Below are 11,607 nucleotides of genomic sequence, written 5' to 3' on the forward strand. Positions count from 1 at the left end.
CCGTCCGCTCCCTTGCGCTCAGTGCACGTGGCCCCAGTAGATCAGCGCATCGCGCCCTTCGACCGACAGCGACACGGGCGCGCCCACGGGCAGCATCACCTTGGTCGGCACATGGCCGTAGGGCAGGCCCTGCAGCACGGGGCACTTGACCTGGCTGCGCAGCCAGTCGATCACGGTCTGCAGCTTGAAGCCCTTGTCATGCGAGCTGAGCTTGAACTCGCTGAACTGGCCGAACACGATGGCCTTTTGCTGGGCCAGCACGCCGGCATGCAGCAGCTGGGTCAGCATGCGTTCCACGCGGTAGGGATGCTCACCCACGTCTTCCAGGAACAGGATGCCGCCCTTGATCTGCGGGAAGTACGGCGTGCCCAGCAGGGAGACCAGCACGGCCAGGTTGCCGCCCCACAGCGTGGCGCCGCCGCTGATGTAGAAATCCTTGACGGCAGGCTTGCCGTCTTCGCGCAGGCCGATCTTCGGCATCTGCCAGCCCGCGCCCTCGCCCTGGCCGCTGAGCAGGTCGTTGAAGCAGTCCAGCATGATGTCGTCCACGCCGCCCTCATCGTCGGGGCGGCCGAAGTCGTGCACCAGCAGCGGGCCGGCCCAGGTGGTGGCGCCGGTCCTGGCCAGCAGGGCCAGCGACAGCGCCGTGAAGTCGCTCAGGCCCACGAAGCGCGTGCCGCCTGCGATGGCCTTGGCCACGGCCTTGTACTTGATGCCCGGCAGGATGCGCGTGAGGCCGTAGCCGCCGCGCGTGGGCAGCGCCAGGTCGGCACCGCTGGCCGCTGCGCGCTCGATGGCCGCCAGGCGCGTGGCGTCGTCGCCTGCAAAGCGCTGGTGGCTGCTCAACGCGTCGGCATCGATCTCCACCTGGTGACCCATGGCCTCCAGGCGGCGCACGCCGCGCTTGAAGCCGGCCTTGTCGCGCACGGCTCCGGCGGGCGAGTAGATATAGATGTGGCGCGGACCCTGGTCATGCGCATGGCCGCAGCAGCTGCCGTCGGCGGCATGCACATGGCCGTGATCGTGGCCGTGATCGTGGCTGTGGGCAGCGCCATGATCATGTGGATGTTCGTGCCCATGGGCACAGCAGGTGCCGTCGGCGGAATGCACATGTTCGTGCGCGTGATCAACGGGTGCGGGGGCGGCAGCGGCTGCCTTTTTGCGGGGCGTGCCGGGCGTGCTGGGTGTGCCGGGCGTGCTGGAAGAGCGGGAACTGCGCGAAGTGGCCAAAGTGGTTCCATGCCGGCCCTGGCCGGCATGCTCCATATTGCAAGGGGAGTGAAGACGGGGCACTGCCGCTGCGCAGCCCCGGCAAGGGGCCGGCGGCGCAGGCCTACGGGCGGAAGTATTCCACAGCGTCGGCCACCATGCCGGCAGCGCACAGGGGAACCCAATGGCCGCACGGGGATAGGCGCAGCTGCGCTGGCGGCAGCTGTGGCAGCGCCTGCAGCCAGGCATGGCGCCATGCGGGCGCAGGCATCAGCGCATCGTGCTCGCCGCCCTGGACCCACAGGCGCTGCTGCTGGCTCCACTGCACCAGCAACTCCATCGGCAGGGCCGGCATTTCGGCCTGCACCCGGGGCCATGCCTGCAGCGCGGCGCGGTGGCCGGGTTGGGAAAACGGCAGGTTCCAGGCCTGCGGCTGTGCGCCGGCCTCCTCACCCGCCTCGTGCATGGCGCGGCCCACGGGCCATGACGGCTTGCGCGCCGCCTGCGCAAACCATTGCACGCAGGCATCGGGCGCCGGGCCTGCGGGCCAGGCATTCATGATCCAGGCGCCGCAGAAACGGGCGGGCTCGGCCTGCGCCACGGCCAGGCCCAGGTGCGCGCCATCGTCATGGCCGACCAGCACGATGCTTCGCAGGTCCAGCGCCAGCACCAGCTCGCGCAGCACTTGCACATGCCAGGCCGCGCTGTGCGCCTTCTCCTTCTTGGGCTGGTCGCTGCGGCCAAAGCCCGGCAGGTCGGGGACCACCACGCGATGGCCGGCCTGGAGCCAGCCGGGCAGCATGGGCTGGAACAGCCGGCCCCATGAGGGGCTGCCGTGCAGGCACAGCCAGGTGAGCGGCGCATCGCGCGGTCCTTCATCGACCACGGCCAAGCGCAGGCCTGCCAGCGCCGGCAGATCGCTGCGCCACTGCGGCTGGGCAAAGCCGCCAAAGGTGGAATCCGCATGGCGCAGCGCCGTGTCCTTGAGCGGATGCGGCTGGGCCGCGCGCTGCTCGGCGCGGCGCGTGCGAAAGAAGTCCGACATCAGGGCCGCGCATTCGCCGGCCAGCACGCCGCGCGTCACCTGCGTGTGGTGGTTGATCTGCGGCAGCGCAAACACGTCCAGCACCGATCCGGCCGCGCCCGTGCGCGGCTCGGCCGCGCCATAGACCACGCGGCCCAGGCGCGCATGCAGCATGGCGCCGCTGCACATGGTGCAGGGCTCCAGGGTCACGTAGAGCGTGCAATCGTCCAACCGGTAGTTGCCCAGGCGCGCGGCCGCGTCGCGCAGCGCCAGCACCTCGGCATGGGCCGTGGGGTCGCCCTGGGCCACGGGCGCATTGCGGCCCTGGCCGACGATGGCGCCGTCCTTGACGATGACGGCGCCCACGGGCACCTCGCCCGCCTGGGCGGCGGCGCGCGCCAGCTCCAGGGCGGCGCGCATCCAGGCCTCGTCGTCGGCCTGCGGCAGTGGACGGTGCTCGGCAGTCAAGGTGTCACGGTGTCCGGGCGACTGGGGGTCAGGGAAGCGGCTTGCGCACGCCCTGCGCATAGTGGTAGAGCGTGACGACCGGCGCCTGCAGCTCGCCCTGGGGCGTGAAGGCAATCGGCGCCGTCACGCCGTCATGCCGGGTCTGGCGCAGATAGGGGATATAGGCATCGGGCCGGATGGAGTCGGCCCGCAGCATGGCCTGGGCCAGCACCATGGTGGCGTCGTAGGCGTAGGGGCTGAAGACCTGGTACTGGTCGGGAAAGCGCTGGTCGTAGCGCTGCTTCCAGGCAGCGCCGCCCGGCATGCGCTCCAGCGGGCTGCCGCCCACGGCGCAGGTCACATTGCGCAGCGGGGACGTGTTGCCGGCCAGCTCGGGCAGGCGCAGCGTGCACAGGCCGTCGCCGCCCAGCAGGCGCACCTTGTCCATGGCCAGCTGGGCCATCTGCCTGAGCATGGGGCCGGCCTGGGCGTCCAGGCCGCCGAAGAAGATGGCGTCCGGCTTCTTGCCCTTGATGGCGGTGAGGATGGGCACGAAGTCGGTGGCCTTGTCGCCGGTGAACTGCTTGTCCACGATCTCGATGCCCTGCTCGCGCGCCTCGGCCTCGAACAGCGCCACGATGCCCTGGCCGTAGGCCGAGCGGTCATCGATGATGGCCGCGCGCTTGACGCCCAGCTTGCCCACGGCGTGCGCGACCAGCGCATCGACCATGGCGCGGTCGTCGGCGATCACGCGGTAGGTGGTGTCGTAGCCCGCCTGGGTGATGGCCGGGTTGCTGGCTGCGGGCGTGACCATGACGATGCCGCAGTCGTGGTAGATGGATGTGGCCGGCAGCGTGGTGCCCGACTGCAGGTGGCCGACCACGGCCGCCACCTTCTTGTCGCACAGGCGCCGGGCCAGGGCCACGGCCTGGCCGGGGTCGCCGCCATCGTCGCCGGCCTCCAGCTTCCAGCGCAGCTTGCGCCCGCCGATCTCCAGCCCCTTGGCGTTGAGATCGTCCAGGGCCATGCGCACGCCGTTTTCCTCATCCTTGCCCAGGCTGGCGATGGGGCCGGACACCGGCCCCGCATGGGCAATGCGCACCACCAGGGGCGCATCGGCTGAACTGGGTGCAGCGGGTGCAGCAGTTGCAGCGGGTGCAGCGGCCGCACCGGGTGCAGCCGCCGCAGCGGAAGCCCCTGCCGACTGCCCGTTGGCCGGGCCGCTTCCCGGCAGCGCCCAGGCCAGGCCGCCGCTGCCCAGCAGGGTGCACAGCAGGGCCGGGCCGGCCCACGGGAAATGGCGAATCGAGGCGTGCATGGCAACTCCTGGAAAAAACGGTCAATCTGTGAAACAGGCGCCCTGGCAAACGAAATCCGCTGCGGCGTGGCCCACTCGGGCGCTGCCCGGCCGGGCAAGGCCTGGCGCAGAAAGCGCGCATCAGGCCCGGGGCGGGGCAGGCACGGGCCGGGGTATCCGGCATGGCGGCCCGGCCCGTGCAGTGCGCATCCTAAAGGATAGGCAAAAACCGGCGCCGCCCGCCAGGGCATCGGGCGCATACCCCCTGGCGCGCGTTTTTTCGGGGCTGCGGCGATAATGCTGCGCCTCACCGCAAGCGGGCTGCGAGGTTTTCGTCGCCGGACCGCCCCAAGAGTGGGGGCCTTTTTTTGTCGCCGGGCCGCCCCAAGACAAAAAGCGGCCCCCTTGGGGGGCAGCGGACCTTGCGCAGCAAGGGTAGCGTGGGGGCCAGTTTCCCCCGCATTGCGCCCGACGCCCGGCCCCCACGCCGGTGCGGGTACGAACACAGAACACCACAAAGCCCCATGTCCCTCCTGCCCCACCAGCTCGAACTCCTGTCACCCGCGCGCGATGCCGACATCGGCATCGAGGCCGTGAACCATGGCGCCGACGCCGTCTACATCGGCGGCCCCGCCTTCGGCGCGCGCGCCACGGCAGGCAACGACATCCGCGACCTGCAGCGCCTGATCAACCACGCGCACCGCTTCGGCAGCCGTATCTTCATCACGCTCAACACCATCCTGCGCGACGATGAACTGGAGGCCGCGCGCAAGATGGCCTGGCAGATCTACGAGGCCGGTGCCGACGCGCTGATCATCCAGGACATGGGCCTGCTGGAGCTGGACCTGCCGCCCATCCAGCTGCACGCCAGCACCCAGACCGACATCCGCACGCCCGAGAAGGCGCGCTTTCTGCAGGACGCCGGCCTGTCGCAGATCGTCGTTGCGCGCGAGCTGGACCTGCAGCAGATCGCCGCCGTGCGCGCGGCCACCGACCCGGCGCGCACCACCATCGAATTCTTCGTGCACGGCGCGCTGTGCGTGGCCTACTCGGGCCAGTGCTACATCACCCACGCCCACACGGGCCGCAGCGCCAACCGCGGCGACTGCAACCAGGCCTGCCGCCTGCCCTACGAGGTGCTGGACGCGAGCGGCCGCATCATCGCCCACGAAAAGCACGTGCTGTCCATGAAGGACAACAACCAGAGCGACAACCTGCGCGCCCTGATCGACGCCGGCGTGCGCAGCTTCAAGATCGAGGGCCGCTACAAGGACATGGGCTACGTGAAGAACATCACGGCCCACTACCGCAAGCTGCTGGACGAAATCATCGAGGAGCGCGAGTTCTCCGACACGCCCCTGGCGCGCTCATCCTCGGGCAGCACCACGTTCAGCTTCACGCCCGACCCCGACCAGAATTTCAACCGCGAGTTCACCGACTACTTCGTCAACGGTCGCAAGGACGACATCGGCGCCTTCGACACGCCCAAGACACCGGGCCGCGCCATCGGCTGGGTCACCAAGGTGGGCGAGAACTTCGTGGAGATCGAGACCTCGAGCCGCGACACCGAACTGCACAACGGCGACGGCCTGTGCTACTACGACCTGCAAAAGGAACTCGTGGGCCTGCAGATCAACCGCGCCGAGTCGGTGGATGCGAAGAAGTCGCTGTGGCGCCTGTTCCCCAAGGACCCCATCGCCGGCTTCAAGGACCTGCGCAAGGGCCTGGAGGTCAACCGAAACCGCGACATGGCCTGGGTGCGCACGCTGGACAAGAAGTCCAGCGACCGCCGCATCGGCCTGTGGGCCGAACTCAAGGAAACGCCCGACGGCTTTGCGCTCACGCTGACCGACGAGGACGGCTTCACCGCCACTGCCGCCATCGTGCAGGAACACCAGGCCGCCACCGACGCAGCCCGTGCCGAGGCCACGCTGCGCGAGCAGCTGGGCCGCTTCGGCGCCACCATCTTCTCCGTGCATGACATCGGCCTGCAGCTGAGCCAGCCCTGGTTCGTGCCGGCCTCGGCCCTGAACCAGCTGCGCCGCGACGCCGTCGCCGCGCTGGAGGCCGCGCGCCAGGCCGGCTTCGTGCGCCTGCCGCGCGCCCTGCCCGTGGAGCCGCCCGTGCCCTTCCCCGAGGACACGCTGACCTATCTGGCCAACGTCTACAACCAGAAGGCACACGACTTCTACATCAAGCACGGCGTCAAGGTCATGGACGCGGCCTACGAGAGCAAGGAAGAAGAAGGCGAAGTCAGCCTGATGATCACCAAGCATTGCGTGCGCTTTTCCATGAGCCTGTGCCCCAAGCAGGCCAAGGGCGTGATCGGCGTCAAGGGCACGATCAAGGCCGAGCCGCTGCAGCTGATCAACGGCAAGGAAAAACTCACGCTGCGCTTCGACTGCAAGCCCTGCGAGATGCACGTGGTGGGCAAGATGAAGCGCGCGGTGATCAACCAGCACGCCAAGGAAATGCAGGAGTTTCCGATGCAGTTCTACCGCACGCGGCCCGTGCCCTCGGCCAGCGCCTGACAGGCTTCGGCCTCCACCCACAAGCGCCCGCGCTCCGTCAGGGCCGCCAGCCACCGCCCCTCTTCCTGCTCCAGCCTGACCCAGCCCGGCCCCGGTGTGCCGGCAATGGGCGCATCGCCCATCAGCGCAAGGCAGCGCATGAGCACGCTGGCGCCCTGCCCCAGTCGCTTGCCCAGCCTGGGCAGGGACATGGGTGCGGGCTCGGTGGCCAATTCGCGCAGGATGGCGGCGGCCAGTTCTTCCATGCCTTGCACTTCAGGCCGCCATTTCTTCCAGCGCGGGAGATGGCACGGCAGGCAGCCTGTGCGCCACCAGCTGCACGGGAATGGACTTGGAGCTGGGCGTGCCCGCCACTATCGCCGTGGCTGACAGCGGCACCAGCGGATTGGTCTCCGGATAGTAGGCAGCGATGCAGCCGCGCGGAATGTCGTAGGCCACGAGCCTGAAGCGCTCGGCGCTGCGCTGCTGGCCGTCATCCCACACCGTCTGCAGGTCCACCCAGTCGCCATTCTTCATGCCCAGGGCGCGGATGTCCTCGGCATGGATGAAGACCACGCGGCGCTGTCCGAAGACGCCGCGGTAGCGGTCGTCCATGCCGTAGATGGTGGTGTTGTACTGGTCGTGCGAGCGCGTGGTGAACAGCGTGAACACCGGCGATGCGCCGGGGCTGCGCGCGGCACGTGCGCGGTGCACGGGCGTGTCGCGCGGCACGGCGTGCACGAAGAAGCCGGCCTTTCCCCGGGGCGTCTCCCAGATGCGCTCGCTCGCCGCATTGCGCAGCTTGAAGCCGCCCGGCATGGCCACGCGCGCGTTGAAGTCGTGGAAGTCGTCGAAGACCTGTTCGATCAGCTCGCGTATGCGTGCATAGTCGCCGGCCAGCTCCAGCCAGGGCACGGGCCGCTGCGCGCCCAGCGTGGCGGCGGCCAGGCGCGCGACGATGGCGATCTCGCTGAGCAGGTGCTCCGACGCAGGCGGGTTGATGCCGCTGGAGATATGGACCATGCCCATGGAATCCTCCACCGTCACGCCCTGCGGGCCGCCGGCCTGCATGTCGATCTCGGTGCGGCCCAGGCAGGGCAGGATCAGCGCCTCGCGGCCGTGCACCAGGTGGCTGCGGTTGAGTTTGGTGGTCACATGTACGGTCAGGTCGCAGCGGCGCAGCGCCTGCCAGGTGGCATGCGTGTCGGGCGTGGCCGCCGCGAAGTTGCCGCCCAGCGCAAAGAAAACCTTGCCCCGGCCCTCGAGCATGAGGCGTATGGACTCGACCACGTCCACGCCGTTGGCGCGCGGCGGCTCGAAGCCGAAGACCTGCTGCAGCCGGTCCAGCAGCGCGGCCGGCGGCTTCTCCCAGATGCCCATGCTGCGGTCGCCCTGCACATTGCTGTGGCCGCGCACCGGGCAGGCGCCCGCGCCGGGGCGGCCGATGTTGCCGCGCAGCAGCAGCAGGTTGACCAGCATCTGCACGGCGGCCACCGAATGCATGTGCTGCGTGATGCCCATGCCCCAGCAGACGATGGTGCTGCGGGCGGCGATGTAGACCTCGGCCGCCGTCTGCATCTGCGCGCGGCTCAGGCCGGACTCGGCCTCGAGCAGGCCCCAGTTCTCGGCCCGCAGGTCCTCGGCCAGGGCCTCGAAGCCGGTCGTGTGTTCGGCGATGAAGGCATGGTCCAGCACGCCGCCGCACCCGTGCCCCAGTGCATCGTCCTGCGCGATCACATGCTTCATGATGCCCTTGACGGCCGCGATGTCGCCGCCCACGCCCAGCTGGAAGTAGTGCGTGCTGATGGGCGTGGCGCCCAGGGTGGCCATCTCCAGCTTGCTTTGCGGGTCCTGGAAGCGCTCCAGCCCGCGCTCGCGCAGCGGGTTGAAGCTCAGGATGCGCGCGCCGCGCTTGTGGGCTGCGCGCAGCTCGCCCAGCATGCGCGGGTGGTTGGTACCGGGGTTCTGGCCGAAGATGAAGATGGCATCGGCCTGCTCGAAATCGGCCAGCTGCACCGTGCCCTTGCCCACGCCGATCTGCGGCTTCATGCCGCTGCCGCTGGGCTCGTGGCACATGTTGGAGCAGTCGGGGAAATTGTTCGTGCCGTAGGTGCGCACGAACAGCTGGTAGAGAAAGGCTGCCTCGTTGCTGGCGCGGCCCGAGGTGTAGAAGATGGCCTGGTTCGGGTCGGGCAGCGCGTTCAGGTGGCGGGCAATCAGCGCAAAGGCGTCGTCCCAGGCGATCGGCCGGTAGCGGTCGCTGGCCGCGTCATACACCATGGGCTCGGTGAGCCGGCCCTGGTCTTCCAGCCAGAAATCGCTTTGCGCCATGAGCTCGGCCACCGTGTGCCGGGCAAAGAATTCGGGCGTCACGCGGCGCGCCGTGGCCTCGGCCGCCACGGCCTTGGCGCCGTTCTCGCAGAACTCGAAGGTGGAATGGTGGTTGCGGTCGGGCCAGGCGCAGCCCGGGCAGTCGAAGCCGTCGGGCTGGTTGGCCGACAGCAGCGTCTTGGCGCCCTTGACGGCGATATCCTGGCGCATCAGGGCCTGGCTCACGCTGCGCAGTGCGCCCCAGCCGCCAGCGGCCCCCTTGTAGAACTCGATCTTTTGTTCGGACATGGGCCGGGAGTGTTCCGCCTGTCCATGATCCAGGTCAAATCACATCTCCAAATGGAGAGATTCAGCAAAGATATGAGCACGGCATCCTTGCCCTGCGCCAGGCTGGCACCCTCCGCCCCGGACCACCGATGAACTCAACAGCCATACACACCGCCATCCCCGAAGACGCCGCGCTGATCGCGCCGCTGTTCGATGCCTACCGCCAGTTCTACGAGCAACCTGCGGATGCCGGCGCGGCGCTGGCCTTCATCACGGCGCGGCTGGAGCGCGGCGAATCCGTCATCCTGCTGGCCCGCCGACCGGACGGCAGTGCCCTGGGCTTTTGCCAGCTCTATCCCTCGTTCTGCTCGGTGCTGGCCGCGCCCATCTACGTGCTCTACGACCTCTTCGTGGTGCCCGATGCGCGCCGCCTGGGCGTGGGCCGCGCCCTGCTGCTGGCGGCCGAAGCCCATGCCCGCGCCACGGGCCATGCACGCATGGACCTGACCACGGCACGCAACAACCTGCGCGCCCAGGCGCTGTACGAGTCGCTGGGCTGGGTGCGTGATGAAGTGTTCCTGACCTATGCGCGCCATCTGCAGGCTTGAGCCGCCAGCGGCCTAGCGCAAAACCCGCAGCTCCCGCGCCAGCGCCACGGCCTGGGTGCGGCTGCGCGCGCCCAGCTTGAGGTTGATGCTGCGCAGGTGAGTGCGCACCGTGCTGTCGGAGACGAAGAGCTTCTCGGCCATGGCCGCATTGGAGTAGCCCGAGGCCAGCAGCTCCAGCACGCGCAGCTCCTTGCGGGTCAGGGGCTCGGCAAGCGCCGTGGCCGGCGCCGGGCCCTGGGGCGCATCCGCTGCCTGCAGCTCGGGTGTATCGGCGGGCTCGGCAGGCTCGCCCAGGGCAGACAGCAGCCGCTGCGCATGGGCGGCCGCCTCCGGCTCCGCCGGTTCCGTGCGGCGCGTCAGTGAAGGCGTCTGTGAAAGCGACAGTGAGGGCGACAGCACGCGCTGCAGCACGGGCGCGAGCAGCGGCCCCTCATCGAGCATCAGGCGCACAAAGCCTTCGCTGGCCCCGTGGCGCAGCGGCTGGGCCAGCATGGCGGCTGCGGCGTCCAAGTCGCCGCAGCCCGCCTCGGCCAGCGCGCACAGCACCTGCAGCTTGAGGCTGCGGTGGCGGCGCCCGCGCAGTTGCGCATCGGCCAGCAAGGGGGCGATGGCATCGCGCACGGCACGGCAGTCGCCAAAGTGCAGCCCCCAGCGCAGCCGGGCGATGGCGATGTCCTCCACCTCGTGCGGGGGCAGGCGCAGGCGTTCCACGCGCGGCCACACGCCGGGATCGTCGGCACGCTCCAGCGCCTCGGACGCGGCGGCCCGGTTGCCCTGCAGCACGAAGATGCGCGCATGCTCCAGCCGCGCGCTGGCCGTTACGCGGGGCAGCTGGCGTTCATGCCCCAGGTACTCCAGTTCGGTCAGCAGGCCGAAGGCCGCATCCACATCGCCGCGCACGAAGGCAATGCGCGCACGCATGCGGTAGCTGGAGATCACATGGTCGGGCAGGCCCACGTCGCGGGCCAGCGGCAGGTAGACGTTGAGCAGGTGGTCGGCGCCATCGAGGTCGTTGGTCTCGTAGAGCACGCCGGCATGCAGCACGCCGGCCCAGGCATTGCCGTTGGTGGGGTTGTAGGAGGCGCTGCGCGGCGTGGCGGCCAGCGCCACGCGAAAGCGCGATGCCGCCTGCCGCAGCCGCCCGCCCGACAGGTCCAGCACGCCCTCCATGGCCTCGGTGTACATGCGGCTGAACAGGCTGCCGGCCTGGGTGCTGCGCGCCGCGTCCAGCAGGCGGTGGGCCTCTTCGGCATCGCCCAGCACCGACACCACGTAGGCCATGGCATTGGTCAGCGAGCTGTCCGCAAACGGCCGGCAGCTGGGCAGGCAGGCCAGCGCCTGGCGGCCCAGGGGCGCCGCCTCTTCCACGCGGTCCATCATGGCCAGCAGCAGCGGCTGCAGGGCCATGACCAGCGCCTGCGCGGCGGGGTCTGCGGCCATGCGGGGCCGCAAGGCGTCCAGCCGCTGCTGCGCCTGCCAGGGGCCGCGCGTGAAGCAGTCGGCATAGGCGGCCACGGCCTGCAGCAGCGGCTCGCGCGCCATCAGCGGCGCCGGCATGGCCGAGAACCAGCGCGACAGCAGGCGCATGCGGCCCTGCTCCATCAGCGCCTCGGCATGGCGCGCCAGCAGGGACAGGGCATGCGGCAGGTCGCCGCCTTCCAGCGCATGCTCGATGGCAGGCACGGGCCGGCCGCAGGATTCGTACCAGCCGCTGGCCGCCAGGTGAAGGCGCGTCAATTCACCGGGCTGCTCGCGCAGCAGCTGTGCGCGCAGGAAGTCGGCAAACATGCTGTGGTAGCGCCAGCTGTGCCCGCCCTGGCCACCCTGCGCCTCGTCGGCCAGCGGCACCAGGAACAGGTGGGCCTGCTCCAGCGCCTGCAGCATGGCGGCGCCGTCGGCGCGCGGCACCAGGGC

8 protein-coding genes are annotated in these 11,607 nt (G+C 69.9%); 2 read left to right on the forward strand and 6 right to left on the reverse strand.

The features are described from left to right. Positions 1 to 18 precede the first annotated feature (18 nt). From JHD82_RS07680 to JHD82_RS07690, 3 genes are all read right to left on the reverse strand, one after another. Positions 19 to 1,011, reverse strand: coding sequence for an LD-carboxypeptidase (locus JHD82_RS07680; RefSeq protein WP_013801556.1), 993 nt, complete (start codon positions 1,009 to 1,011; stop codon positions 19 to 21). Between the two features lie 322 nt (positions 1,012 to 1,333). Next, entirely contained in the window at positions 1,334 to 2,761 is a 1,428-nt protein-coding gene (gene tadA, locus JHD82_RS07685; RefSeq protein WP_199135886.1) for a tRNA adenosine(34) deaminase TadA, read from the reverse strand. Beyond that, positions 2,730 to 3,998, reverse strand: coding sequence for a branched-chain amino acid ABC transporter substrate-binding protein (locus tag JHD82_RS07690; RefSeq protein ID WP_199135887.1), 1,269 nt, complete (start codon positions 3,996 to 3,998; stop codon positions 2,730 to 2,732). Before JHD82_RS07690 ends, tadA begins: the two co-directional genes overlap by 32 nt. A 503-nt stretch (positions 3,999 to 4,501) precedes the next feature. On the opposite strand from JHD82_RS07690, the gene JHD82_RS07695 reads away from it, so the two are divergent. Beyond that, positions 4,502 to 6,508: a U32 family peptidase gene (locus tag JHD82_RS07695; protein ID WP_065346595.1), complete on the forward strand. Its 2,007-nt coding sequence runs from the start codon at positions 4,502 to 4,504 to the stop codon at positions 6,506 to 6,508. Here the strand turns inward: JHD82_RS07695 and JHD82_RS07700 are convergent. Together JHD82_RS07700 and JHD82_RS07705 are read right to left on the reverse strand one after the other, a co-directional pair. Beyond that, positions 6,472 to 6,753 carry a hypothetical protein gene (locus JHD82_RS07700; protein ID WP_012206611.1) on the reverse strand — a complete coding sequence of 94 codons (282 nt, stop codon included), beginning with the start codon at positions 6,751 to 6,753 and terminating at the stop codon, positions 6,472 to 6,474. The genes JHD82_RS07695 and JHD82_RS07700 overlap by 37 nt on opposite strands. A 10-nt stretch (positions 6,754 to 6,763) precedes the next feature. Continuing rightward, positions 6,764 to 9,106: an FdhF/YdeP family oxidoreductase gene (locus JHD82_RS07705; protein WP_199135888.1), complete on the reverse strand. Its 2,343-nt coding sequence runs from the start codon at positions 9,104 to 9,106 to the stop codon at positions 6,764 to 6,766. A gap of 128 nt (positions 9,107 to 9,234) precedes the next feature. Here JHD82_RS07705 and JHD82_RS07710 point away from each other — a divergent pair, with 128 nt between their 5' ends. Next, positions 9,235 to 9,693, forward strand: coding sequence for a GNAT family N-acetyltransferase (locus JHD82_RS07710; protein ID WP_199135889.1), 459 nt, complete (start codon positions 9,235 to 9,237; stop codon positions 9,691 to 9,693). Between the two features lie 12 nt (positions 9,694 to 9,705). Here the strand turns inward: JHD82_RS07710 and JHD82_RS07715 are convergent. Next, on the reverse strand, positions 9,706 to 11,607 hold a 1,902-nt coding region (locus JHD82_RS07715), incomplete at its 5' end, for a LuxR C-terminal-related transcriptional regulator (RefSeq protein ID WP_199135890.1).

This window comes from Delftia sp. ASV31, assembly GCF_016428765.1.
Classification (GTDB): domain Bacteria; phylum Pseudomonadota; class Gammaproteobacteria; order Burkholderiales; family Burkholderiaceae_C; genus Comamonas; species Comamonas acidovorans.